Origin of the sequence: Pseudomonas sp. RtIB026, from assembly GCF_016861355.2 — a bacterium.
Taxonomy (GTDB): Bacteria; Pseudomonadota; Gammaproteobacteria; order Pseudomonadales; family Pseudomonadaceae; genus Aquipseudomonas; species Aquipseudomonas peradeniyensis.
Genome location: NZ_AP023348.2, coordinates 82319 through 107397, shown reverse-complemented (window position 1 = coordinate 107397; position 25079 = coordinate 82319). Strand labels below are relative to the sequence as shown.

Genomic DNA, 25079 nt, shown 5'->3' with positions numbered 1-25079 from the left:
TCGCGTATATGCCGCCAAGGCGTCGGACTGATAGAATCGCCGCCGGTTCACACGAGGTTAATCCATGCACGACACCCACAACGAGCGCATGAGTGGCAGCGAAACCCGCGCCGCCAGCGGCCTGGCCCTGGTCTTCGCCTTTCGTATGCTGGGCATGTTCATGGTACTGCCGGTGCTGGCCACCTACGGCATGGACCTGGCCGGTGCCACGCCTGCGCTGATCGGCCTGGCCATCGGCGCCTACGGCCTGACCCAGGCCGTGCTGCAGATTCCGTTCGGGGTGATTTCCGACCGCATCGGCCGCCGTCCGGTGATCTACGTGGGGTTGATCATCTTCGCCCTGGGCAGCGTGCTGGCGGCCCAGGCCGATTCCATCTGGGGTGTGATCGCCGGGCGCATCCTGCAGGGCGCGGGGGCCATTTCCGCGGCGGTGATGGCGTTGCTCTCCGACCTGACCCGCGAGCAGCACCGGACCAAGGCCATGGCCATGATCGGCATGAGCATCGGCCTGTCGTTCGCCGTGGCGATGGTGGTCGGCCCGCTGTTGACCCGCGCCTTTGGCTTGTCAGGATTGTTCCTTGCCACCGCAGGACTTGCCCTGGTTGGCATCGGCCTGATCGCCTTCGTCGTGCCCAATTCGCACAATGTGTTGACCCATCGCGAGTCCGGTGTCGCCCGTCAGGCTCTAGGTCCGACCCTGCGCAATCCGGACCTTCTGCGCCTGGATATCAGCATTTTCGTGCTGCACGCGATCCTGATGGCCAGCTTCGTGGCGCTGCCCCTGGCCTTCGTCGAGCGCGGCGGGCTGCCCAAGGAGGAGCACTGGTGGGTGTACCTGACCGCGTTGCTGGTTTCATTTTTTGCAATGATCCCCTTCATCATCTACGGGGAAAAGAAGCGCAAGATGAAACGCGTGTTGCTCGGCGCGGTCAGTGTCCTGCTGCTGGTGGAGGTGTTCTTCTGGCAGTGGGCTGACAACTTGCGCGGACTGGTGATCGGCACCGTGGTATTCTTTACTGCATTCAACCTGCTGGAGGCATCCTTGCCTTCGCTGGTCAGCAAGGTGTCACCTGCCGGTGGCAAGGGGACGGCGATGGGGGTGTACTCCACCAGCCAGTTCCTCGGCGCCGCGCTGGGAGGCATCCTCGGTGGCTGGTTGTTCCAGCACGGTGGCTTGAGCATGGTGTTCCTGGGATGCGCGGTGTTGTGCGTCCTGTGGTTGCTCACTGCGTTGCGCATGAACGAGCCGCCGTACGTGACCAGCCTGCGCATGCCGCTGACGCCTGAAGCGGTCCGGGAAGCCGGGCTGACCGAGCGCCTGATGGCCGTGCCGGGTGTGACCGACGCCGTGGTGGTGGCAGAAGAAGCCGCCATCTATATCAAACTGGATACGAAAATTTTGGACCGTGCGACCCTCGAGCGTCTGGTGAACCCAGCCTCTGCGGCGTGCGAAGCCTAGGAGAACGTTATGGCCCGTGGGGTTAACAAAGTCATTCTGGTCGGTACCTGCGGTCAGGATCCCGAAGTCCGCTACCTGCCCAACGGTAACGCCGTGACCAACCTGAGCCTGGCCACCAGCGAGCAGTGGACCGACAAGCAGTCGGGCCAGAAGGTCGAGCGTACAGAGTGGCACCGTGTGTCGCTGTTCGGCAAGGTTGCCGAGATTGCCGGCGAGTACCTGCGCAAGGGTTCGCAGTGCTACATCGAAGGCAAGCTGCAGACCCGCGAGTGGGAAAAGGACGGTATCAAGCGCTACACCACCGAGATCATCGTCGACATCAACGGCACCATGCAGTTGCTCGGCGGTCGTCCGCAGGGTCAGCAGGGTGGTGGCGACCAATACAACCAGGGTGGTGGTAACAACTACAACCAGGGGGGCCAGCAGCAACAGTACAACCAGGCTCCTCGTCAGCAGGCCCCGCGTCCGCAGCAGGCGCCACAGCGCCCGGCGCCGCAACAGCCGGCTCCGCAGCCAGCCGCTGACTTCGACAGTTTCGACGACGATATTCCGTTCTGATCCATTCCTGGGGCACCCATGGCGCCCTTGTGGAACGAAGTTGTAACAAGAAACCCGCTTCATGCCTGAAGCGGGTTTCTTTTTGTCTGGGCAACCAGGCAGGCGCCTGCCAGGATCAGCCCTCTTCGAGTGCCGTCCTTGCAAATTGGGCGTCCAGTTCCGGCGTCGCTCCGCTGATACCGATTCCACCGATATGCCTGCCGTTGACATCCATGATCGGCAGTCCGCCTTCCAGCAGGGTGAATCCGGGCAGCGAGGCGTACGGATTCGCTGGCAACGCGGCGCTGCGCTCGCCAAGCGAGCGGGACGACAGCGGGAAGCGGGCGGATGTCTCGGCCTTGAGCTGCGCAACCTGGATGCTGCCGCTGCTGGTGCCATCCATGCGCTGGAAGTACTTCAGGTTGCCATGGTTGTCGACAATGCTGATGACGATGGCAAAGCCTTGGGCGCGTGCGGCACGCTCGGCGGCATCGGCCATGGCCCGTGCTCGCTCGGCGGTGATCTGCAACGCGGCGGGAGGGGCGTGATCATCGCCTGCTGTTGCCGCCATGCTGGGTTGAGCGAGTACTGGGATGCCGATCAAAAGTGTGGTCAAGAGGTGCTTGATGTTCATGCCTGCGGTCCTCCTCCATGTGTGATCCATCAACCTAACAGGCACAGAATGTGTCGTGGCGTAGTCCATTTCCGGTAGCAATGTAGGATTTGTATGGGGGAGGAGGCGATTTGCCTCGCGCCTGATCCAGATCATCGCGCTTTGCAGATTCTTGACTAGGCTTAACAGTTGGCGGTCTCTGTCCACCGCCACCGTGAAGTCCCTGAGGCGCCGGCCAAGTCCCGTGCGCCCGAGAACCTGATCAGGAGTGCACGATGGATCTCAACCGTCGGCAATTCTTCAAGGTCGCCGCCGTCGGCCTTGGAGGCTCGAGCCTCGCGGCGTTGGGCATGGCCCCGACACCCGCGTTCGCCGAGCAGGTGCGCCACTTCAAGCTGGCGCATACCAAAGAAACCCGTAACACCTGTCCTTACTGCTCGGTCGGCTGCGGCCTGATCATGTACAGCCAGGGTGACGCGGGCAAGAACGTCAAACAGAACATCATCCACATCGAGGGCGACGCGGACCATCCGGTCAACCGCGGCACCCTGTGCCCGAAAGGCGCTGGCCTGCTGGACTTTATCCACAGCCCCAGCCGCCTCAAGTACCCCGAGGTGCGCAAGCCGGGCAGCAGCGAGTGGACCCGCATCGACTGGGACGAAGCCCTCGATCGTGTCGCCGACCTGATGAAACAGGACCGCGACGCCAACTTCATCGAGAAGAATGCCCAGGGCCAGACGGTCAACCGCTGGCTCACCACGGGCTTTCTCGCCGCGTCCGCCGCTTCCAGCGAAGCGGGTTACATGACGCACAAGGTGATCCGTTCTCTGGGCATGCTGGGGTTCGATAACCAGGCGCGTGTCTGACACGGCCCGACGGTGGCAAGTCTTGCCCCGACGTATGGCCGTGGCGCGATGACCAATCACTGGTCTGATATCGCCAACGCAAACCTGGTCCTGGTGATGGGCGGCAACGCCGCTGAAGCGCACCCGTGCGGCTTCAAGTGGGTGACCGAAGCCAAGGCGCACAACAAGGCGCGGCTGATCGTGGTCGACCCGCGGTTTACCCGTACCGCCTCGGTGGCCGATTACTACGCACCGATTCGTACCGGCAGCGACATCGCCTTCATGGGCGGGCTGATCAACTACCTGCTGAGCAACGACAAGATCCAGCACGAGTACGTGCGCAACTACACCGACGTGTCGTTCATCGTCAAAGAGAACTATGGCTTCGAAGACGGGTTGTTCAGCGGCTATGACGCGGCCAAGCGCGTGTACGCCGACAAGTCCGGCTGGGGCTACGAGCTGGGCGAGGACGGTTTCGCCAAGGTCGATCCGACCCTGCAGCACCCGCGTTGCGTCTACCAGCTGATGAAGCAGCACTACAGCCGCTACACGCCGGAGCTGGCGAGCATGACCTGCGGCATGCCCCAGGACCAGATGATGAAGATCTGGGAAGAGATCGCCACCTGCTCGGTGCCGGGCAAGACCATGACGATTCTCTACGCCTTGGGCTGGACCCAGCACTCCATCGGTGCGCAGATCATCCGCAGCGCGGCCATGGTGCAGTTGCTGCTGGGCAACGTCGGCATGCCGGGTGGCGGGGTCAACGCCCTGCGCGGTCACTCCAACATCCAGGGCCTGACTGACCTGGGGCTGCTGTCGAACTCGCTGCCGGGTTACCTGACCCTGGCCGGTGATGCCGAGCAGGACTACACCGCCTACATCGACAAGCGCGCCTCCAAACCGCTGCGCCCGGGGCAGCTGTCGTACTGGCAGAACTACGGCAAGTTCCACGTCAGCCTGATGAAGGCCTGGTACGGCGCCAACGCCACCGCGGCCAACAACTGGGGCTACGACTGGCTGCCCAAGCTCGACGTGCCGGCCTACGACGTGCTGCGCATGTTCGAGATGATGGGCCAGGGCAAGGTCAACGGCTACATGTGCCAGGGCTTTAACCCGATCGCCGCGCTGCCGGACAAGAACCGCGTCACCGCGGCCCTGGCCAAGCTCAAGTGGCTGGTCATCATGGACCCGCTGGCCACCGAGACCTCGGAGTTCTGGCGCAACGCCGGCCCGTTCAACGACGTCGACACCGCCAACATCCAGACCGAGGTGATCCGCCTGCCCACCACCTGCTTCGCCGAGGAGGACGGCTCGCTGGTCAACAGCAGCCGCTGGCTGCAGTGGCACTGGAAAGGCGCCGACGGTCCGGGCGAGACCCGTACCGACGTGCGCATCATGAGCGAGCTGTTCCTGCGCCTGCGCAAGCGCTATCAGGCCGAAGGCGGCGCCTACCCCGACCCGATGCTCAACATCAGTTGGCCGTACAAGGTGCCTGAAGAGCCTTCGCCCGAGGAGTTGGCCAAGGAGATGAACGGCTGGGCGGTCAGCGACCTCACCGACGCCACCGGTGCCACGCTCAAGGCCGGCCAGCAGCTGGCCGGCTTCGCCCAGATGAAGGACGACGGCAGCACCGCGTCCGGCTGCTGGATCTTCGCCGGCAGCTGGACCGAGCAGGGCAACCAGATGGCCCGGCGCGACAACAGCGACCCGTACGGCATGCACCAGGTGCAGAACTGGGCCTGGGCCTGGCCGGCCAACCGGCGCATCCTCTACAACCGTGCCTCCAGCGACCCGCAAGGCAAGCCGTGGGACCCGGAGAAGAAGCGCCTGGTGTGGTGGAACGGCAAGGCCTGGACCGGCACCGACGTGCCGGACTTCAAGGTCGACTCGCCACCGGAAGCGGGGATGAACCCGTTCATCATGAACCCCGAGGGCGTGGCGCGGTTCTTCGCCATCGACAAGATGGCCGAGGGGCCGTTCCCCGAGCACTACGAGCCGTTCGAGACGCCGATCGGCATCAACCCGCTGCATCCGCAGAACAAGAAGGCCACCAGCAACCCGGCCGGGCGCATCTTCGATTCGGTGTGGGACACCCTCGGCACGCATGACGAGTTCCCCCATGCGGCGACCACCTACCGACTGACCGAGCACTTCCACTTCTGGAGCAAGCATTGCCGGCTCAACGCCATTGCCCAGCCCGAACAGTTCGTCGAGATCGGCGAGGTGCTGGCGAACGAGAAGGGCATCAAGGCCGGCGACCGGGTGCGGGTGTCGAGCAAGCGCGGGCATATCGATGCAGTGGCGGTGGTGACCAAGCGGATTCGCCCGCTGCAGGTCAACAACCAGACCGTGCACCAGATCGGCATCCCGTTGCACTGGGGCTTCACTGGCAGCACGCGGCACGGTTACCTGACCAACACCCTGGTGCCGTTCCTCGGTGACGGCAACACGCAGACGCCGGAGTCCAAGTCGTTCCTCGTCAAAGTGGAGAAACTCTGATGGCCAGCCAAGATATCATCGCCCGCTCGGCCACCACCACCGTACCGCCCTCGGTACGCCAGCAGCAGGAAGTCGCCAAGCTGATCGACACCACCAAGTGCATCGGCTGCAAGGCCTGCCAGGTGGCGTGCTCGGAGTGGAACGAACTGCGTGACGAGGTCGGCCACAACCACGGCACCTATGACAATCCCCAGGACCTCAGCGCCGAGACCTGGACCCTGATGCGCTTTACCGAGCACGAGCGCGACGACGGCAACCTGGAGTGGCTGATCCGCAAGGACGGCTGCATGCACTGCGCGGACCCTGGCTGCCTGAAGGCCTGCCCGAGCCCGGGGGCGATCATCAAGCACGCCAACGGCATCGTCGACTTCAACCAGGACCACTGTATCGGTTGCGGCTACTGCATCACCGGCTGCCCGTTCAACATCCCGCGCATCTCGCAGAAGGACCACAAGGCGTACAAGTGCACCCTGTGCTCTGACCGCGTGAGTGTCGGCCTGGAGCCGGCTTGTGTGAAGACCTGCCCGACCGGGGCGATTGTCTTCGGCAGCAAGGAGGAGATGAAGGTGCATGCCGACGAGCGCATCGTCGACCTGAAGTCGCGGGGGTACGAGAACGCCGGGCTGTACGATCCGGACGGGGTCGGTGGCACCCATGTGATGTATGTGTTGCATCACGCCGACACGCCGCGGATCTACGCCGGCCTGCCGGACCAGCCTGTGATCAGCCCGCTGGTGGGGCTGTGGAAGGGCTTCAGCAAGCCGCTGGCGCTGCTGGCCATGGGCGCGGCGGTACTGGCCGGGTTCTTCCACTATGTGCGCGTGGGGCCGCAGCGAGTCGAGGAGGACGAGCATCCGACACCTGTGGATGACACGGTCCACCAGGTGGACCCGGCGGTGCATGTCTATGATCCGAACCGCCCGGGCGGGCAGGGGGAGCAACGGCCATGAACGACAACAAGCCTATCCTGCGCTACAACGCCAACGAACGGAGCAACCACTGGGTCGTGGCGATCCTGTTCGTGCTGGCCGGCCTTTCGGGGCTGGCGCTGTTCCACCCGGCGCTGTTCTGGCTCAGCCACCTGTTCGGCGGCGGGCCGTGGACGCGGATCCTCCATCCGTTCATCGGCGTGGCCATGTTCGTGTTCTTCCTCGGGCTGGTGCTGCGCTTCTGGCGCGCCAACTTCATCACCGCCAACGACCGCCTGTGGCTGCGCCGCATCGACCGGGTGATGCTCAACAAGGAAGAGGGCGTGCCGCCGATCGGCAAGTACAACGCCGGGCAGAAGCTGCTGTTCTGGACCTTGCTGGCCTGCATGCTGGTGCTGCTGGTCAGCGGCGTGGTGATCTGGCGCGCGTACTTCAGCCATTGGTTCGGCATCGACGTCATTCGCCTGTCCGCGCTGCTGCATGCCCTGGCGGCGTTCGTGCTGATCCTCAGCATCATCGTGCATATCTATGCCGGGATCTGGATCAAGGGCTCGATCGGCGCCATGCTGCATGGCTGGGTCAGCCGCGCCTGGGCACGCAAGCACCATGAACTGTGGTACCGGGACGTGACCGGCGACAAGACGCCACACAACCACGGTGGAAAAGAAGGATGACCGTTTGAGCACGATTCTCGAACCCGGGCAGATCGAAGCGTCGGCAGTGATGCCGCCGTTCCTGCACCTGCCCGCCGCCAACCTCTTCGAGGTGCGCGCCAACCGGCTTGAGCAGCTGGCCGAGGGCAACGCCCTAAGCGACTACCTGCGGTTGATGGCCCGGCTATGCCGGATTCAGCAGCAGCTTGTGGATAACCCACCTGCTGGGGTGCCAGTGGCCGAAGAGCGCCAGCGCCTGTGCATAAGTCATGGCCTGCCGCCGCTGACGGCCGACAGCCTGGTGCGTGAAGGGCCGTGGCTGGTCTGGTTGCAGGCGTTGCTCGAGCATTTCGCCGCGGAGCCTGATGGGCCGCTGGCGGACGCGCTGGGGACGTTGCGTGGCAGCGATGAGACGCAACGCAAAGGCTGGGGCATTGCCCTGCTCGGCGGCCAGTACGACGCAGTGCCGGCCGCGCTGGTGCCCTTTATCGGCGCCGCGTTGCAGGCGGCGTGGTCCAGCTGGCTGCTGGCCTTGCCTGTGCCTGAGCTCAAACCCGCCGGCAGCCTGGCCCAGTGCCCGGCCTGCGGCTCGCCGGCGATGGCCGGGGTGGTGCGCAATCGCGGCAAGCACAATGGCCTGCGCTACCTGGCCTGCTCGCTGTGTGCCTGCGAATGGCATATTGTGCGGGTCAAGTGCGTGTACTGCGAGTCGAGCAAGGACCTGCGCTACAGCAACCTCGAGGATGACCGCCACGCGCCAGGCAAGGCGCCGCTGCGTGCCGAGTGCTGCCCGGGGTGCCAGAACTACCTCAAGCAGTGCTACCTGGAGAACGACGCTGCGGCCGAGCCGTTGGCCGACGACCTGGCGAGCCTGGCGCTGGACATGCGCCTGGATGAGGAGGGCTTCCATCGGCTGGCGCCGAATCTGCTGTTGGCACCGGGCTAGGGGGTAATTGTCTACACTGCTACACCGAGTTGCCTTCTTCGCGGGACAAGCCCGCTCCTACAGGTACAGCGCTGGCTCCGACGCCAACGCGCTTCCTGTAGGAGCGGGCTTGCCCCGCGAAAGGGCCGGAACAGACAACGGATCAGTCATAGGTAGTACCGCATGTCTTCTAGCCTCGCCAACGACACCCCACGCTTGCCCTCCATCGATACCCTGCTGCGCCACCTGGTCTGCGCGCCCCTGATCGATCGCCATGGCCGCGATGCGGTGTTGGCAACTTTGCGCCAATTGCTCGACGACCTGCGCGAGCCAGCTCGCCTCGGCCAACTGAGTGCCACCGAACTGACCGCCGAAGTTCTCCTGGGCCGAGCCGGCGAACGCCTGGCCATCCAGCAACGCAGCCAGGTACGTCGGGTGTTCAACCTCACCGGCACGGTGCTGCACACCAACCTCGGCCGGGCCTTGCTGCCCGAGGAAGCGGTCGACGCCATGCAGACCGCCGCCCGCTACCCGCTGAACCTGGAGTTCGACCTCAACACCGGCAAGCGCGGCGACCGCGACGACCTGATCGAAGGCCTGATCCGCGAACTGACCGGCGCCGAGGCCGTCACCGTGGTCAACAACAACGCCGCCGCCGTGCTGCTGGCGCTCAACAGCCTGGGCGCACGCAAGGAAGGCATCATCTCCCGTGGCGAGCTGATCGAGATCGGCGGCGCCTTCCGCATACCCGACATCATGGCCCGCGCCGGCGTGAAGCTGCACGAGATCGGCACCACCAACCGCACCCACGCCCGCGACTACGAAGGCGCGATCAACCCGCGCACCGGCCTGCTGATGCGTGTGCACTGCAGCAACTACAGCATCCAGGGTTTCACTACCCAGGTGCCCACCGCGGAACTGGCGCGCATTGCCCATGCACATGAGCTGCCGCTGCTCGAAGACCTGGGCAGCGGCAGCCTGCTCGACCTGACCCGCTGGGGCCTGCCGGCCGAGCCGACCGTGCGCCAGGCGCTGGCCGATGGGGCCGACATCGTCACTTTCAGTGGCGACAAGCTGCTCGGCGGGCCGCAGGCGGGGATCATCGTCGGGCGCAAGGAGCTGATCGCGAAGATCAAGAAGAACCCGCTCAAGCGTGCCCTGCGGGTGGACAAGATCACCCTCGCGGCGCTCGAAGCGGTGCTGGCGCTGTACCGCAATCCGGACCGCCTGGCCGAGCGCCTGCCGAGCCTGCGCCTGCTCACCCGGCCCCAGCCCGAAATTGCCGCCCAGGCCGAGCGCCTGGCGCCTGAACTGGCCGCGCGGCTGGGGGTGCAATGGGCAGTCAGCGTCGAACCAGCCCTGGGCATGATCGGCAGCGGCAGCCAACCTGTGGCGCGCCTGCCCAGCGCGGCCTTGTGCCTGCGTCCGCAGGTGTCGAAGAAACTGCGTGGGCGCAGCCTGCATGTACTGGAGCGGGCGCTGCGCGACCTGCCGGTTCCGGTACTGGGCCGCATCGACGACGATGCCCTGTGGCTCGACCTGCGCCAGCTGGACGACGAGGCCCAGTGGCTGGCGCAGCTGCCGAGGTTGCAACTGGGGCCGGTGCAGTGATCGTCGGTACCGCCGGCCACATCGACCACGGCAAGACCGCGCTGCTCCAGGCCCTGACCGGCCAGGCCGGCGACACGCGCCAGGAGGAGCGCGCCCGGGGCATGACCATCGACCTCGGTTACCGCTATGCCGCGCTGGCTGAAGGTGCTCCGCTGACGGGTTTCATCGATGTGCCCGGCCATGAGCGTTTTATCCACAACATGCTCGCCGGCGCCCATGGCATCGATCTGGTGCTGCTGGTGGTCGCCGCCGACGACGGGGTGATGCCACAGACCCGCGAGCATCTGTCGATCATCGAGTTGCTGGGCATTCCCCAGGCGCTGGTGGTCATCAGCAAGTGCGATCGGGTCGAGCCGCAGCGGCTGGCCGAAGTCCAGGCGCAGGTCACGGCGTTGCTGGCGCCCGGGCCATATGCCGGGGTAGCGCAGTTCCCGGTGTCGAGCCTGAGTGGCGAGGGGATCGACGCTTTGCGCGAAGCGTTGCTGGCCGCCGAGGCCCAGGTGCGTCGACGCAGTGTGCGGGGCGGATTCCGCCTGGCCGTGGACCGCGCCTTCGCGGTGTCCGGGGCGGGCGTGGTGGTCACCGGGACGGCCCTGGCCGGGCAGGTCAGCGCCGGTGACACGCTGTTGCTGGGCAAGGCCGGCAAGCCGGTGCGGGTGCGTGGCCTGCATGCGCAGAACCAGGCGGCGCTGGTGGCCGAGGCCGGGCAGCGGGTCGCGTTGAACATCAGCGCTGAACGGCTGGCGGCAGATCAGGTGCACCGGGGCGACTGGCTGGTGCCGCAGTGGCTGCATGCACCGAGCGTGCGGGTCGATATCGATTTCACCTTGCTGCCGGGCGAGACCCGGACGTTCGAGCATTTCAGCGCGGTGCATGTGCACCTGGGGACCCAGGATGTCACGGCCCGTGTTGCGTTGTTGGAGGGTGAACGGCTCGGCGCCGGCCAGCGCATGTTCGCCCAGTTGCTGCTCAACGCGCCGTTGCAGGCGGTGCATGGCGATCGGCTGGTGCTGCGCGACCAGCGCGCCCAGCGCACCCTCGGCGGTGGCCGCGTGCTCGATCCCTTTGCGCCGAGCCGACAGCGACGCAGCGAGGTACGCCTGCGCCAGCTGCAGGTACTGCGTGATGTCACTGAACTGGAGCAGGCCCTGCCGGCGTTGCTCGAAACTGCACCCGGCGGGCTCGATCCGCAGCGCCTCGAGCGCCAGTTCAACCGTCTGCGCGAGACCTGGCAGTTGCCGGAGGATGTGCAGGTTATCGCTACCCGCCAGGGCCAGTTGCTGTTCTCACGCCAGCAGTGGCATTCACTCAAGCAGCAGGTGCTGGCGCGGCTGGCGCAGTTCCATGAACAGGAGCCCGACCAGCTTGGCCCGGACCGCGACCGCCTGCGCCGCTTTACCGCGATGCCGCTGGAGCGTCCGGCGTTTGTCAGCCTGCTGGATGAGCTGCTGGGCGAAGGGGGGATCAGCAGCAGTGGTCCGTGGCTGCATCTGCCTGGGCACAAGGTTCAGTTGAGCGAAGCCGATACTGCACTGTGGGAGCGCTTGCTGCCGCGCTTGCTGGCGGGTGAGTTCGATCCGCCCTGGGTGCGTACGCTGGCTGCCGAGGAGCGCTGCGAGGAGGCCGAGGTGCGCCTGCTGCTGCGCAAGCTCGCCCGCCTGGGCCTGTTGCACCAGGTGGTGCGTGACCTGTTCTACCCGGAGGTGACGCTAAGGCGCATGGCAGAGCTGTTGTTGCAGCAGGCCGAGGCATCGCCGATAGTGCAGGTTGCGGCGTTTCGCGATATGTTGGGCATCGGTCGCAAGCGCAGTGTGCAGATACTCGAGTACTTCGACCGCGTTGGCCTGACCCGGCGGGTCGGTGACCAACGGCATATTCGCGTCGACAGCGCCCTGGCCCAGTCGCAACACGGGCCCTGATTTCAAGGAAGGCAATCGCGCCCGGTGGCGCGGCCGGGCTTCAAACCCGGTTGGGGACGGCAGCCGTTCCCGGGCAGGTTCGACTCCCGCTGCCTTCCGCCACTTTTCCAGATGCTGAAACGATCGCGGGGCAAGCCCGCTCCCACGATGCCCTGGGCAGGCTTGTGGGAGCGGGCTTGCCCCGCGATGGCGAACGGAAGATCTACAGGTCAGGCGCGCTCGCCGCACAGGTCCAGCGCGAACCAGTGCTCCGCCGCCTGCACATCCAGCCCCGCGCCCAGCAACGCAAACAGCTTGCCCAGCGCGGCCTCGCGGGTCATGCCACCGCCACTGACAAGTCCGGTGTCACGCAGCCGGCTGCCAGCGGCATAGGTGTCGAACACCACCGAACCTTCCGGACACTGGCTGATGGCGACAATCATCACCCCGCCCTGACGGGCGTCATGCAGGACATCGAGCAGCGCCTGGTCGTCGGACGGCCCGGTACCACTGCCATAGCACTCCAGCACCAGCCCCTGGATACCGCTGTCGAACAAACCACGCAGGTGCTCGGCAGCCAGGCCCGGGAACACCGGCATGACCGCCAGCTTGACCGTCTGGCGCGGCTGGCGATAGTCCAGGCGGGCCGGCAGTTCTGGAGCGCGCTCGCCGTCACGGTGGCGGGGCAGCACGGTGAAGGCGTCGAACGCCTCGCTGCGCAGCTTCGAAGCGCGGCAGCCGTGCAGCAACTGACCGTGGAAGTACAGCTGCACGCCGTCCTCCAGGCCGTTTTCGAACAGGTTCAGGGCTCCGACAAGGTTGGCCCAGGCATCGCTGTCCGGCGCGCCGGCCGGCAGCATGGATCCGGTCAACAGCACCGGCGCCGGCAAACCCAGCAGCAGGAACGACAGGGCCGCGGCGCTGTAGGCCAAAGTATCGGTGCCATGCAGCACCAGCACGCCGTCGTGGCCGTCACGCTCGACCGCCTCGACGATGGCGTCGCGCATCGCCAGCCAGTTGGCCTGTTGCATGTTGGCGCTGTCGATCAGCGGGTTCAGTTCACGCAGCGACCAGTGCACCTTCGGCGCATCGCCGCAGGCGGCGAAATGTTCGCGCATGCGCGTTTCAAAGCCACCGGCCGGCGCGAGGCCTTCGGCGGTCTGCAACATGCCGATGGTGCCACCGGTGTAAAGGACGAGAAGATTCTTGACTGCACGCATGGGAATTTTCCGTAGCGATGTAGCGAAAGAAAGGGCAGCCGCCCACGGACGGGGCGGCTGGGGCAGGGGAGAATATCAGCGCTGAGCGTGCGCCTGAACGGCGGCTTTGTCAGTGGCTGTTTCAGCCTGCGGATTGGCCGGCCAGGCGGCACGGTCCAGGTCCAGGTCGGTGAACTTGCTGGAGTCGAACACCGGCTGCTTGATGCCGGCCTTGCGCTGTGCGTCGTAGTCGCGCATGACGCGCAGGCCGACCTTGAACAGCATGGCCAGGGCGATCAGGTTGACGAACGCCAGGCAGGTCATGGTGATGTCGGCGAAGGCGAACACGGTCGACAGGTCCTGCGTCGAACCCCACACCACCAGCGCCAGCACCAGGCCGCGGAAGGTCATCAGCACGGCGCGGTTGCGGCTGAGGAACTGCAGGCTGTTCTCGCCCAGGTAGTAGTTGTAGAGAATGCAGGTGAAGACGAACAGCGACAGCGCGACGCTGACGAACACGCGGCCCCAGTCACCGACCACGGCGGCCAGCGAGTTCTGGGTCAGGACGATGCCGTCACCTTCGAAGCCCGGGGTGTAGAAGCCCGACAGCAGGATCAGCAGCGCGGTGCAGGTGCAGATCACGAAGGTGTCGAGGAACACGCTGAAGGCCTGGACCACGCCCTGGGCGCCAGGGTGTTTCACGGCGGCCACGGCGGCGACGTTCGGCGCGCTGCCCAGGCCTGCTTCGTTGGCGAACACGCCACGCTTTACGCCCATGACGATGGCGCTGCCCAGCAGGCCAGCGAACGCAGGGTCGAGGCCGAAGGCGCTCTTGAAGATGGTTTCCAGCATGGCCGGGACGTGTTCGATCTGGGTGCCGATCACGTACAGGGTCACGCCGATGTAGGCCAGGGTCTTGACCGGTACCAGCAGATCGGACACCGCGGCGATGCGCTTGATACCGCCGATGAAGGTCAGGGCCAGCAGGGCTGCCAGGACGATACCGGTGTGCTTCGGATCGAAGGCAAAGGCGTTCTGCAGCGAGTGGGTCACGGTGTACGACTGCAGGCCGATGAAGGCGAAGCCGTAGGTGACCAGCAGCAGGATCGAGAACACGATCGCCATGCTTTTCAGCTTCAGGCCGTGCTGGATGTAGTACGCCGGGCCGCCGCGGTACAGGCCGTCGCCATCGGCGCGCTTGTAGACCTGGGCCAGGGTGCACTCGAAGAAGCTGCTGGACATACCCACCAGCGCGGTGACCCACATCCAGAACACGGCGCCCGGACCGCCGAGGGTCACGGCGATACCGACACCAGCGATGTTACCGGCGCCGACGCGACCGGCCAGGCTCAGCATCAGGGCCTGGAACGAGCTCAGTTGGCCTGCCTGGCCGCGAAGGGATTCCTTGAAGACACCGAACATATGGCCGAAATGGCGGAACTGGACGAACCGCGAGCGGATCGTGAAGTAACTGCCGAGACCGACAATCAGCACGATGAGAAGCTTCCCCGAAAGGAAATCGTTGAGTGCTTCGAGCATTGGGAAATGACCTCGATTCTTATTCTTCGCGTGGAAAGACCAGCGGGCGGCAGGCGCACCGCTTTTCATTGGGGGCGCATGGTTGGCTATGACAACTGTGGTTACAATTTCGCGTGTTGCTCCATTTTGGTGCGACTTGATGCTAGAATGGCGTCACTCGCATCATCCGGACCCGCGCATCATGGGCGATCACTTCGCTATCAACCTCAAATTGGCCTGCAGTCACTACCGCTCTATCTCCGAGGTTTGCCGGCAGCTGTCGATCAATCGCGCGCAGTTCAACAAGTACCTGAGCGGCCAGAGCCGCCCGACGGCCTACAACCTCAAGCGCATCGGCGACTTCTTCGGCGTCGAGGATTACGAGCTGGGTCTGCCGCCCGAGCAGTTCGCCCGCTTGATCGGCGCACGCAACCAGGATCAGCGGGTCGGCTTCCAGGACGACCCGATCAGCGAACTGTTCAAGCCGCTGCATAAAGAAGCCGGCAACCTGTCGCGCTATTGCGGCTATTACTTCGAATACTCCAACTGCATGTCGGTGCCGGGCTCGATCCTGGTGTCGCTGGTGCACCTGTGGGAGGAGCGCGGCAGCTTTTTGTTCGAGCGCCAGGAACGCCAGGAGCGCAGCAGCGGCCTGGACCAGCACGCCGAGGTGCGTTGTCGCTACCTCGGCGCGGCGTTCCAGCTGCAGGACCGGATGTTCCTGATCGACTACGAGTCGCTCACCCTCAACGAGATGAGCCAGACCGTCCTCATTCCCAGCTTCAAGAGCCGCATCAGCCGCCTGAACGGCCTCAAGACCGGGGTCTCCAGCGGTGACCGGCGCAATCCGGCGTGCACCCGGGTGGTGTGGGAATACCTGGGCGAGGAGATCAATCGCATCAACGCCTTCCGGCAGATCAAGCTGTACCGCCCGGACGATCCGCGCATCGACGACGACATCCGTGACCGGCTGAGCGCGGGGATGGTCAGCAACGGGTTGTTCGAGATCGAATAGCCATGTCGCACAGGGAGCCATGATTGCGCGGCCAGCGCGCATCCTGTGGGAGCGGCTTTAGCCGCGAAGCAAGCGACGCGGTGTATGGCACCGGCTTCGCCGGTGTTCGCGGCTAAAGCCGCTCCCACAGGTCCCTGCTAAATCAGTAATTCATGTGCAGATCCATGAAAAGCGGGCAGGACTAGTCGAGAATGAACGCCGCCACCGCATCGGCCACCTGGTCCGCCACCTCGGGCCGGTCGCGCAGGTGCGCGGCGATGCCATGGTCGCAGTCGGTGAGCATCAGGCACTCCACATGGGGCGCCGGCACCGAGCGCAGCAAGGCGTGGGTGACCTCCTCGGGAATCGGGCTGTAGCGCTCGACGCCCGCCAGCCGCCGGGTACCGGCCGAGGTGCCGGGCCCCTGGCCGTGGACCCTGGAGTTGAGCCCGTCGTACTCGCCGATCACCAGCAGCACTCGGCCCTGGAACTGGCGCAGAAAGGCATAGCTGTCGCAGTCAAGGAAGGCAAAAGGTTTGCGGATGGCCTCGCTGAAGGCCGGCCCGAAGGGCGCGGCATGGGCCGCGTCGGGGTAGACCGCCGGGCAGATCAGCACCAGCTTGCGCACGCTGGGGCGCTGGGCGGCCAGCTTCAGGGCGATGGCGGCGCCCAGACTATGGCCGACCAGGGTGTCGCTGCGCGCGTCCAGATGCCGGTGAAAGCGCAGGGCCTCCTGCAGGTTGCTGGCCAGCGAGGCGTCCTTCGCCCCGGGCTCGCTGGCCAGGCTATGGCCGGAGAGGTTGCCGGTCAGCGAGCCGATGCCCTGCTGCTGGAGACGGTAGAGCAACGGGTTGAGGCGGGTGAAGTCGGAGCGTGCGCCGCCGACCACGAAGACCGTGGGGGCACGTTCGGCGTCCGGCAGCAGCAGGCGCGCCTGCTGGCGATAGTCATCGAAATCCTCGTCGATGAACCGCTCCGGGCCGGGCGCGGGCTCGTCGAATTGCCAGCTGGCGCGTTGTGCAGTGTTCAGTTCGGCATCCATGTTGATCTCCTTGAACAGGCCTGGCGCAGTATAAGTAGCTGTCGGCAAAGGCGGAATACCGCCCCGACCGGTGCCAATCGGTATGCGGCGCGCGCCAGGCCTTGCCTGGGTTGGACTTCCCCTGCCGGAAACAGCAAAATGAACCCTTTCCTCCATCGACCAGACCGGACCTGTTGACTCTATGCGTATGCGCCTGATGCTGTTGGGTGGTGGCAATGCCCTCGGGCAAGCGCTGATTCGTCTCGGGGCCGAGGAAGACATCGCCTTCCTGGCGCCTCGCCCGCCGGAAAACGGCTGGGATCCGGCCAGCCTGACCCTGCTGCTCGACGAGCAACGTCCGCACGCCGTGGTCAACCTGGCCTATTATTTCGACTGGTTCCAGGCCGAGTCCGTCAGCGAGCAACGCCTGGCCCAGCAGGAGCGGGCGGTGGAGCGACTCGCCGAGCTGTGCCAGCACCACGAGATGATCCTTGTGCAACCGTCCAGCTACCGTGTGTTCGACGGCTCGCGCGCCACTGCCTACAGCGAGAAGGACGAGCCGGTGCCGCTCGGCTTGCGCGGCCAGGCGCTCTGGCGCATCGAGCAGAGCGTGCGCGCCACCTGTCCACAGCATGTGCTGCTGCGCTTCGGTTGGCTGCTTGACGAAAGCATCGACGGCGCGCTCGGGCGCTTCCTGACCCGCGCCGAACAGCCCCAGGAACTGCTGCTGGCCGATGACCGGCGCGGCAACCCGACGCCGGTGGATGATGCCGCGCGAGTGATCCTCTCGGTGCTCAAGCAGCTCGATTGCCAGGCGCCGCTGTGGGGCACCTACCACTATGCTGGCAACGAGGCCACCACGCCGCTGGTGCTGGGCCAGGCGATCCTCACCGAGGCCACCCAGTGGCGCAAGCTGGCCGTGCAGGCGCCGACCGCCCAGGCCCACGCCGCCCGCCCGGATGCCAGCGAGGAGCCGCAGCACGCGGTGCTGGCCTGCAAGAAGATCCTTCACACCTTCGGCATCAAGCCCCGCGCCTGGCGCGCCGGCTTGCCGCCCCTACTGGACCGATTCTACCGACATGGCTGACGCCCCCATCCTGATCACCGGCGGTGCCGGCTTTATTGGCTCCCACCTGTGCGATGCGTTGCTGGAGAAAGGCTACGCGGTGCGTATCCTCGACGACCTGTCGACCGGCAAGCGCAGCAACCTGCAGCTCGGCCATCCGCGCCTGGAGCTGCTCGAAGGCGATGTCGCCGACGCCGCCCTGGTGGCCCGTGCCGCCAATGGTTGCCAGGCAGTGGTGCACCTGGCTGCGGTGGCCTCGGTGCAGGCCTCGGTGGAAAACCCGGTGAAGACCCACCAGAGCAATTTCATCGGCACGCTCAACGTCTGCGAGGCGATGCGCCTGAACGGCATCCGTCGCGTATTGTTCGCCTCCAGTGCGGCGGTGTACGGCAACAATGGCGAGGGCCAGTCGATTGCCGAGGACACGCCCAAGGCACCGTTGACCCCCTATGCGGTGGACAAGCTGGCCAGCGAGCAGTACCTGGACTTCTACCGCCGCCAGCATGGGCTGGAGCCGGTGGTGTTCCGCTTCTTCAATATCTTCGGGCCGCGCCAGGATCCTTCCTCGCCGTATTCGGGGGTGATCAGCATCTTCTGCGAGCGCGCCACCCAGGGTGCGCCGATCACCGTGTTCGGTGATGGCGAGCAGACCCGCGACTTCCTGTTCGTCGGCGATCTGGTTCAGGTGATGGTGCAGGCGCTTGAACAGCCGGTGGTGGAAGAGGGCGCGGTGAATATCGGCCTGAACCAGGCGACTTCGCTGAACCAGCTGCTCAGGGCGCTGGAGCAGGTGGTGGGCGGTTTGCCTGCGGTCAGCTACGCTCAGGCCCGCTCGGGCGATATCCGCCATTCGCGGGCGGACAATGCGCGCTTGCTGGCACGTTTCGCGTTCCCTGAGCCGACGCCGTTCGTCGAGGGGCTGGCGCGGTTGCTTGGCAAGGCCTGAATCTCTATTGCATGTAGGAGCGGCCTTGTGCCGCGAAAGGGCTGCAAAGCAGCCCCCAGCGATATCGAATGATGCTGGGATCCCGAGGCCGCTACGCGCCCTTTCGCGGCACAAGGCCGCTCCTACAGGGATCGTGCATGGCAGGTGGAGCAGGCATCACGAATGCCGGACCACCCGCCGGCGGCAATCCTCCGGCCGCACCTCCCGCCCATCCCGGGCCCGTACCTGCAGCGTCTCCAGCCCTTGGCCACGATCATCGACCAGCTGCGAGCGTGACTCCCCCGCTGTGAACAGGTAGCGCTCCCCCCACTGGCGCAAGCCGATCACGATCGGAAACACCGAGCGTCCCCGTTCGGTCAGCACATATTCCTTGTAGGCACTGCCATCCGAGGCCGGCTGCTGCACCAGCAGTTCCGCCTCCACCAGCAGCTTCAAGCGCGAAGCGAGGATGTTCTTCGCCAGCCCCAGGTTTTTCTGGAACTCGCTGAAACGGCGCAGGCCATCGAAGGCATCGCGCAGGATCATCAGCGCCCAGCGGTCGCCGAGCACTTCCAAGGCGCGGGCCACGGGGCATTGCTGGTTGTTCTCGTCGAGCATGGCGCGATCCTTGAATGTCTGTCTGGTTGCAGAATAAAACCACATTTGCTAGAAATCCAGCCATATGGTTTTAAATTGAAACCAGAATTGAAAGGGAGTCTTCGATGTCGACGCTCACCCGTGGATTGACGTTGTTGTTGGCCGCTGCCTGCGCCCTGGCCGTGGCCACGGTGTATCTCGCCCAGCCGCTGCTGGAGTCGATGGCGGCGAGCCTTGGGGTGAGCAGCGCCCGCTCCGGCCTGGTAGTGGGGATGACCCAGGCCGGCTATGCCTTGGGGCTGGTGCTGATCGTGCCACTCGGGGACCTGGTCGATCGCAAGCGGCTGATCCTCGGCCAGTTGCTGGTCTCGTCCGGCGCCTTGCTGGCCGTAGCCTTTACCGTGGACTGGGCCGTGCTGCTGGCCGCAATGGCCCTGGTCGGCCTGGCAGCGGTGGTGGTGCAAGTGATGGTGGCGCATGCCGCCACATTGGCCTCGCCCGCCGAACAAGGGCAGGCGGTGGGCACGGTGACCAGCGGCGTGGTGCTGGGCATCCTCTCGGCGCGTCTGATATCGGGCGCAGTGGCTGACCTGTTCGGCTGGCAGGGTGTCTATGCGGTGGCGGCGGGACTGGCGCTGGCAATGGCGGGGCTGCTCGCCTGGCGCTTGCCTGCCGCCAGGCCGCAGGGGCCAGGGCAGCGCTATGGGGCGTTACTGGCATCGGTGCTGCGGCTGTATCGACATGACCGCCTGCTGCGCCAGCGCGGCCTGTTCGCGGTGCTGGTGTTCGCGGCGTTCAGCGTGCTGTGGAGCGCGATGGTGCTACCCTTGAGCGCCGCGCCACTGGCGCTGGACCATACGCAGGTCGGGTTGTTCGGCCTGGCCGGTGTGGCGGGAGCGCTGGCGGCAGCACGTGCCGGACGCCTGGCCGATCAGGGGCATGCGCGGCGGGTGAGCGGCTGGGCACTGGGCCTGCTGACGCTGTCGTGGCTACCCATCGCCTACCTCGAGCAGTCATTGCTGGCATTGGTGATCGGGATACTGATGCTGGACCTGGCTGTGCAGGCGGTGCACGTGACCAACCAGAGTGTGCTGCTGGCGGGGCGCGGCGAGATGGCCAGCCGGCTGGTCGGCGCCTACATGTGCTGTTATTCGCTCGGCAGCGGGGTGGGAGCGGTCGTGGCGACCTGGGTGTACGGGCAGTGGGGCTGGGTGGCGGTGTGCGGCTTGGGGGCGGGGATAAGCGCGCTAGCCTGGGGCTATTGGGGGTATCTCTGGAGCATCGAGACGATGCGCGGCGCGCCCGCTCCAGTCGGAGCAGGCGCGCCTGCGGATCAGAACTTGTAGCCGATACCGACCATGTAGACCCACGGATCGACATCGACGTCGACCTTGGTCTTGCCCACGCCCAAGGCGCTCGGGCCGTCGATGCTGGCCTTGGTGTCGATGTCGACGTACCAGACCGCGGCGTTGAGCAGCAGGTTGTCGGTGAGCATGTAGTCCATGCCCAGCTGGCCGGCGATGCCGACCGAGTCCTTCAGCTTCATGTTGCTGAAGCCCTGGGCCTTGCGGTCGCTGGTCAGGTCTTCATCGAAGAACATCGTGTAGTTGATGCCCACGCCGGCGTACGGCTGGAACTTCGAGGACGGCGCCATCGGGTAGTACTGCAGCGACAGGGTCGGCGGCAGTTGCTTGATGTCGGCCAGCTTGCCGTCCAGGCCAGGGCCGAGGCCCTTGACGCCGACTTTGTGCTGGAACGGGGTGGCGGCCAGCAGCTCGAGACCAATGTGGTCGGTGAGCATGTAGGCGAAGGCCAGGCCCAGCTGGGTGTCGCTGTCCAGGGTCGCCTTGGTGCCCGAGACCTTGGCGCCGTCGAGCTTGATGTCGCCGCTGTTCTCGTTGGGCGCGGTGGTGATGGCGCCGGCGCGGAGGATGAAATCCCCCGCCTGGTGGGCGTGGGCGACAGGGGCTGCAAGCGCCAACGCGACGAGCGAGGCACCGAGCAAGGACTTGTTCATGGAAGCTCCCAGAGGACGTGAGTAATCGAGTAGTCCAATGGTACGAAGCTGACTAAACAGAAAGTTTGACCCAGCTCAAAGAAGCCGTGCTATCGGGGTGACGCAGTGCTCACTTGAGCTCATACGCGTAGATTTTCTCTGCTTCCATCTGGTAACCGGCATCCGCCAGCTCGCTGCTGCTGGCCTTGACCTGCATCGTCCCCTCGATCCAGTAGGGCTGGTACAGGTCTTCGATGCGCACGCCCATCTCGCTGACGATATGCACGATCTGGTTCGACGGCGGTGGCGGCACATGGATGCAGGCGCCGTAGTAGGGCACCAGGAGGAACTCGGTGGTGCGGCCTTCGTCGCTGACTTCCAGCGGCACGATGTAGCCGGGGATCTTCACGTGCTGGCCGTCCAGGGTTTTCACCACCGGTGCGTTGGGCGCCTGCTGGCGGGCGGCGGGGGCCGCCTCGGCGGACAGCGCGTCGCTGATCTGCGACAGGTCGTGCAGGGGCGTCAGTTGTGGCGGGATGACCGGCGCGCCCTCGGGGATCAGGGCGGGCCAGTCCAGTTCGCGCGGGTCGGCGGCCCACAGGGGCAGCGAAGTCATCAGCATGATCGTGAGCAGCAAGTACTGAATGATCGGTGTTGCCTTCTTCGCGGGTAAACCCGCTCCCACAGGAGGTGAGGCGATCCCTCTGGGAGCGGGTTTACCCGCGAAGAGGGCGGTGAAGTCTAGAGTCATGTCTGTCTCTTAAAGATGAATCGACAAACCATCGGCCAACGACTGCCGATAGGCGCGCCAGGCCGGCACGCTGCCCATCAGCAGCGCCGCGCCTAGGATGATGGCCAGCAACGTCCACTCGTGGGCGCTCGGCCAGGCCAGTGGCAGGTATAGCCCATAGTTGGCCTGTACATAGCCTTGAGCCAGGGCGATGCCCGCATACAGCAACCCCAGCCCGGCGGCGATGCCCGCCAGCGCCAGGGCCAGTGCCTCGAGCACCAGTAGCCCGGCGATGTGCCAGGGACGGGCACCCACCGAACGCAGGATGGCCATCTCCCGGCGGCGCTCGTTGAGGCTGGTGAGAATGGCCGTGAGCATGCCGATCAGGCCGGTGAGCACGACGAACAGCGACACCACGAACAAGGCCTGCTCCGCCGTGCCCATCAGGCTCCACAGCTCCTGCAGGGCCACGCCGGGCAGGATCGCCAGCAGCGGTTCGGCACGGTACTCGTTGATCTCGCGCTGCAGGCTGAAGGTGGCGATCTTGCTGTTGAGCCCGAGCATGAAGGCGGTGATTGCTGCGGGCTGCAGGTCCATGGTTCGAGCCTGCTCGGCGCTGATACGCCCGGCACCACGGGCCGGCACGCCGTTGTGCCAGTCGATGTGGATCGCCTCCATGCCGGCCAGGCTGATGTGCAGGGTGCGGTCCACCGGGGTGCCGGTGCGCTCGAGCACGCCGACCACGGTGAACGGCTTGTCGTCATGCTTGACCAGGCTGATGGCGGCTACACCATGCGCCAGCACCAGCTTGTCGCCGAGCTTGTAGTGCAGCGCCTGGGCCACTTCGGCGCCAAGCACCACCTCGAACGGATCGTCGGCGAATGCCCGGCCCTGGTCGAGTGCCAGGTGCTGGCGGCGGCCGAACTGGTAATGGCTGAAGTAGTCGGTGGTGGTGCCCATCACCCGGTAGCCACGGTGCGAGTCGCCCAGGGAGATCGGGATGGCCCATTTCACCCGCGGGTCGCTGGCGTAGTGCTGGTAGCTGTCCCAGCGGATGTTATTGGTGGCGTTGCCGATGCGGAACACCGAGTACAGCAGCAGGTTCACCGACCCCGAGCGGGCGCCGACGATCAGGTCGGTACCGCTGATGGTGCTGGCGAAGCTGGCGCGGGCCTCGGTGCGCACCCGCTCGACGGCCAGCAGCAGGCACACCGACAAGGCGATGGCGAACGCGGTGAGCAGGGCGGTGAAGCGGCGGTTGGCCAGGCTGGCCAAGGCAAGGCGAAGCAGGTACATCAGGCCTCCCGGGGCTTGGCGGCGCGGTTGAGCTCGGCCAGGGACAGGTGCCGGTCGAACAGCGGCGCCAGGCTCTGATCATGGCTGACGAACAGCAGGCTGGCGCCGGCGTCGCGGCATTCGTCGAACAGCAGGCGGATGAAGGCCTCGCGGGTGTCGGCGTCGAGGGCCGAGGTGGGCTCGTCGGCGATCACCAATTCGGGCTGGCCGATCAGCGCCCGTGCTGCGGCGACCCGCTGCTGCTGGCCGATCGACAGGCTTTCGGCGCGGCGGGCGAGCAGGGCCGGGTCGTCCAGGCCCAGGTGGGCGAGCAATCGGGCGGCGGCCTGGTCGATGCTGCCATGGCGCTGGGCGGCGCGGGCCGCGCGGCTTTTCGAGAAGCGGCAGGGCAGCTCGACATTCTCTCGCACCGACAGGAATGGCAGCAGGTTGAACTGCTGGAAGATATAGCCGGTGTGATCGACCCGGAAGCGGTCGCGCGCGCCCTGGCCCAGGGTCGCGAGGTCCTGGCCAAGCAGGCGGATGCTGCCTTGCCCGGGGCGGTTGACGCCACCCAGCAGGCCGAGCAGGGTGGTCTTGCCGCTGCCGCTGGGGCCCTTGAGGAACAGCGCTTCGCCGGGCTCCAGACGAAAGGCCGGGATTTCCAGCAGCGGCGCCTGGCCGGGCCAGGCGAACACCAGGTCATGCAGTTCGATCAGCGGCTGGTTCATTCAGAACGCGACCACGGCCTTGGCGGGGGTGGCCTCGACGCCTTTCTGGCCGTTGCGGCCGATCAGTTGCACGTTGATTTTCTGGGTCTGCGGGAAGGTCTTGAACAGCGGGCCGAGGTCGATCTGGGTGAGTTTGCCCGGGGTGGCGCAGGTCAGCTGATAGTGGGCGTTGACGTCGGCGTGCACGTGACCGTGTTCATGGCTGTCGCCATCCTCGTCGGCGTCACCGAACAGCGGGCTTTCCAGCTCCTGGGCGTCTTCCTTGCAACCGGCGGCCTGTGCAATGCCGAACAGTTTCAGGGGCTGTTCGAGCTGTTGGCGGGCGGCGGCGACCTTGGCCTTGTCGGCATCGCTGCTGGCCACGTGCTCGAAACCGACCAGGTTCATCGCCGGGCTGTCCAGTTCCAGTTCGAGGGTGTTGCCGTCGAGCACCGCGTTGAGCTTGGCCACGCCATGCTCGTGGGTGCCCAGGGTGCCATGGGCGTGGTCATGATCATGGTCGTCGTGGGCATGGGCCACGGCCAGGGGTAGCAGGGCGAAGGGCAGGGCGAGCAACAGACGACGCATGGACGGCTCCACAGGCGGCTTGGAATGAATTTGTGATGTTATAACAATTTGCATTTGCGCCGCCAGCCTGCCTGGCACAGGTTTCATGTTCGTGGGAGCATGGCGTAATCGAGCCTGGAAACAAGGAAATAATCGTGAGAATTCGTGGACAGATCGGCGAGTGGCCGGTGGACCTGACCGTTGAGCTGGCGCCGGAGGAGTGGGCACAGTTGGGGCGTCGACTGGAGGTGCCGGCCTCTGTCGAGGCAGTACCGGTCACCACCAGCCCGGCACCTCGGCAGGATGACGGGCAGTGGGCGGCCGCGCGAGAAGTGCTGCGCCAGGCGGGCCAGATGGGTGGGCCGGAGCTGCTGGAGCGCCTGGAGGGGCTGGCCGGGAGCGTGGCGGCGGGCAAGCGCCTGCTGGTGCGCTTGCGCCACAGCAGTGAGGTGAAGGTGGAAAGCGGCGTGGATGCGCCGGTGTATCGCTGGGTAGGATGAGGGGTCGCTTTG

Annotated in this window: 23 protein-coding genes and 1 tRNA gene; 14 read left to right on the top strand and 10 right to left on the bottom strand. The window is 65.7% G+C overall.

Translation table 11 applies throughout. From position 1 onward, the window contains the following. Positions 1 to 64 precede the first annotated feature (64 nt). Together PRtIB026_RS00495 and PRtIB026_RS00490 are read left to right on the top strand one after the other, a co-directional pair. Positions 65 to 1459: an MFS transporter gene (locus PRtIB026_RS00495; protein ID WP_203650012.1), complete on the top strand. Its 1395-nt coding sequence runs from the start codon at positions 65 to 67 to the stop codon at positions 1457 to 1459. Between the two features lie 9 nt (positions 1460 to 1468). Continuing rightward, positions 1469 to 2017, top strand: a complete 549-nt coding sequence (locus PRtIB026_RS00490) for a single-stranded DNA-binding protein (RefSeq protein WP_203650014.1) — start codon at positions 1469 to 1471, stop codon at positions 2015 to 2017. A 115-nt stretch (positions 2018 to 2132) separates the two neighbouring features. On the opposite strand, the gene PRtIB026_RS00485 is transcribed toward PRtIB026_RS00490, so the two are convergent. Further along, the gene (locus tag PRtIB026_RS00485; RefSeq protein WP_203650017.1) at positions 2133 to 2630 is read right to left on the bottom strand and encodes a GlcG/HbpS family heme-binding protein; all 498 of its coding nucleotides are present in this window, start codon (positions 2628 to 2630) and stop codon (positions 2133 to 2135) included. A gap of 254 nt (positions 2631 to 2884) precedes the next feature. Here PRtIB026_RS00485 and fdnG point away from each other — a divergent pair, with 254 nt between their 5' ends. The 7 genes from fdnG (at position 2885) to PRtIB026_RS00450 (ending at position 12092) form a co-directional block, all read left to right on the top strand. Next, the gene (fdnG, locus tag PRtIB026_RS00480; RefSeq protein ID WP_203650019.1) at positions 2885 to 5953 is read left to right on the top strand and encodes a formate dehydrogenase-N subunit alpha; all 3069 of its coding nucleotides are present in this window, start codon (positions 2885 to 2887) and stop codon (positions 5951 to 5953) included. Further along, on the top strand, positions 5953 to 6903 hold the full coding sequence (gene fdxH, locus PRtIB026_RS00475) for a formate dehydrogenase subunit beta (RefSeq protein ID WP_203650021.1): 951 nt from the start codon (positions 5953 to 5955) through the stop codon (positions 6901 to 6903). Before fdnG ends, fdxH begins: the two co-directional genes overlap by 1 nt. Next, a complete protein-coding gene (locus tag PRtIB026_RS00470) occupies positions 6900 to 7556 on the top strand; it encodes a formate dehydrogenase subunit gamma (RefSeq protein ID WP_203650023.1) in 657 nt (218 codons plus the stop codon). The genes fdxH and PRtIB026_RS00470 overlap by 4 nt, the downstream gene beginning before the upstream one ends. Before the next feature lie 4 nt (positions 7557 to 7560). Then, positions 7561 to 8481 (top strand): formate dehydrogenase accessory protein FdhE, encoded by a 921-nt coding sequence (gene fdhE, locus PRtIB026_RS00465; protein WP_203650033.1) that lies wholly within the window; start codon positions 7561 to 7563, stop codon positions 8479 to 8481. Positions 8482 to 8643: 162 nt separating this feature from the next. Further along, complete coding sequence (gene selA / locus PRtIB026_RS00460; RefSeq protein WP_203650035.1) at positions 8644 to 10071, top strand: L-seryl-tRNA(Sec) selenium transferase; 1428 nt, start codon at positions 8644 to 8646, stop codon at positions 10069 to 10071. After that, positions 10068 to 11990 (top strand): selenocysteine-specific translation elongation factor, encoded by a 1923-nt coding sequence (gene selB, locus PRtIB026_RS00455; protein WP_203650037.1) that lies wholly within the window; start codon positions 10068 to 10070, stop codon positions 11988 to 11990. The genes selA and selB overlap by 4 nt, the downstream gene beginning before the upstream one ends. A gap of 6 nt (positions 11991 to 11996) precedes the next feature. Next, positions 11997 to 12092, top strand: a tRNA-Sec gene (locus PRtIB026_RS00450). Between the two features lie 107 nt (positions 12093 to 12199). On the opposite strand, the gene PRtIB026_RS00445 is transcribed toward PRtIB026_RS00450, so the two are convergent. After that, positions 12200 to 13189 carry an asparaginase gene (locus PRtIB026_RS00445; RefSeq protein ID WP_203650039.1) on the bottom strand — a complete coding sequence of 330 codons (990 nt, stop codon included), beginning with the start codon at positions 13187 to 13189 and terminating at the stop codon, positions 12200 to 12202. A 75-nt stretch (positions 13190 to 13264) separates the two neighbouring features. Further along, positions 13265 to 14707, bottom strand: a complete 1443-nt coding sequence (locus tag PRtIB026_RS00440) for an alanine/glycine:cation symporter family protein (protein ID WP_050703570.1) — start codon at positions 14705 to 14707, stop codon at positions 13265 to 13267. A 181-nt stretch (positions 14708 to 14888) separates the two neighbouring features. Between PRtIB026_RS00440 and PRtIB026_RS00435 the strand changes: the two genes are divergently transcribed. Then, a complete protein-coding gene (locus PRtIB026_RS00435) occupies positions 14889 to 15701 on the top strand; it encodes a helix-turn-helix domain-containing protein (protein ID WP_203652580.1) in 813 nt (270 codons plus the stop codon). Positions 15702 to 15882: 181 nt separating this feature from the next. On the opposite strand, the gene PRtIB026_RS00430 is transcribed toward PRtIB026_RS00435, so the two are convergent. Further along, complete coding sequence (locus PRtIB026_RS00430) at positions 15883 to 16722, bottom strand: alpha/beta hydrolase (protein ID WP_203650041.1); 840 nt, start codon at positions 16720 to 16722, stop codon at positions 15883 to 15885. Between the two features lie 181 nt (positions 16723 to 16903). Here PRtIB026_RS00430 and PRtIB026_RS00425 point away from each other — a divergent pair, with 181 nt between their 5' ends. Next, on the top strand, positions 16904 to 17788 hold the full coding sequence (locus PRtIB026_RS00425; RefSeq protein ID WP_028690262.1) for a sugar nucleotide-binding protein: 885 nt from the start codon (positions 16904 to 16906) through the stop codon (positions 17786 to 17788). Then, a complete protein-coding gene (locus PRtIB026_RS00420) occupies positions 17781 to 18713 on the top strand; it encodes an NAD-dependent epimerase/dehydratase family protein (RefSeq protein ID WP_203650043.1) in 933 nt (310 codons plus the stop codon). Before PRtIB026_RS00425 ends, PRtIB026_RS00420 begins: the two co-directional genes overlap by 8 nt. A gap of 156 nt (positions 18714 to 18869) precedes the next feature. Here the strand turns inward: PRtIB026_RS00420 and PRtIB026_RS00415 are convergent, their stop codons facing one another. Next, positions 18870 to 19310, bottom strand: coding sequence for a winged helix-turn-helix transcriptional regulator (locus tag PRtIB026_RS00415; protein WP_203650045.1), 441 nt, complete (start codon positions 19308 to 19310; stop codon positions 18870 to 18872). Between the two features lie 104 nt (positions 19311 to 19414). On the opposite strand from PRtIB026_RS00415, the gene PRtIB026_RS00410 reads away from it, so the two are divergent. Then, positions 19415 to 20635, top strand: coding sequence for an MFS transporter (locus tag PRtIB026_RS00410; RefSeq protein WP_203650047.1), 1221 nt, complete (start codon positions 19415 to 19417; stop codon positions 20633 to 20635). Here the strand turns inward: PRtIB026_RS00410 and PRtIB026_RS00405 are convergent. The 5 genes from PRtIB026_RS00405 to PRtIB026_RS00385 all read right to left on the bottom strand — a co-directional run bounded on the left by PRtIB026_RS00405 (position 20623) and on the right by PRtIB026_RS00385 (position 24588). Further along, positions 20623 to 21306 (bottom strand): OmpW/AlkL family protein, encoded by a 684-nt coding sequence (locus tag PRtIB026_RS00405; protein WP_028690266.1) that lies wholly within the window; start codon positions 21304 to 21306, stop codon positions 20623 to 20625. The two genes, PRtIB026_RS00410 and PRtIB026_RS00405, sit on opposite strands and share 13 nt — an antisense overlap. Positions 21307 to 21415: 109 nt before the next feature. Beyond that, positions 21416 to 21907, bottom strand: a complete 492-nt coding sequence (locus PRtIB026_RS00400; protein WP_203652581.1) for a DUF3299 domain-containing protein — start codon at positions 21905 to 21907, stop codon at positions 21416 to 21418. Between the two features lie 138 nt (positions 21908 to 22045). Next, entirely contained in the window at positions 22046 to 23311 is a 1266-nt protein-coding gene (locus tag PRtIB026_RS00395) for an ABC transporter permease (protein ID WP_062361877.1), read from the bottom strand. Continuing rightward, positions 23311 to 24021 (bottom strand): ABC transporter ATP-binding protein, encoded by a 711-nt coding sequence (locus tag PRtIB026_RS00390; protein WP_203650049.1) that lies wholly within the window; start codon positions 24019 to 24021, stop codon positions 23311 to 23313. The genes PRtIB026_RS00395 and PRtIB026_RS00390 overlap by 1 nt, the downstream gene beginning before the upstream one ends. Then, entirely contained in the window at positions 24022 to 24588 is a 567-nt protein-coding gene (locus PRtIB026_RS00385; protein ID WP_203650052.1) for a DUF2796 domain-containing protein, read from the bottom strand. A gap of 134 nt (positions 24589 to 24722) precedes the next feature. On the opposite strand from PRtIB026_RS00385, the gene PRtIB026_RS00380 reads away from it, so the two are divergent. Then, positions 24723 to 25067 carry a hypothetical protein gene (locus PRtIB026_RS00380; protein WP_203650054.1) on the top strand — a complete coding sequence of 115 codons (345 nt, stop codon included), beginning with the start codon at positions 24723 to 24725 and terminating at the stop codon, positions 25065 to 25067. Positions 25068 to 25079 lie beyond the last annotated feature (12 nt).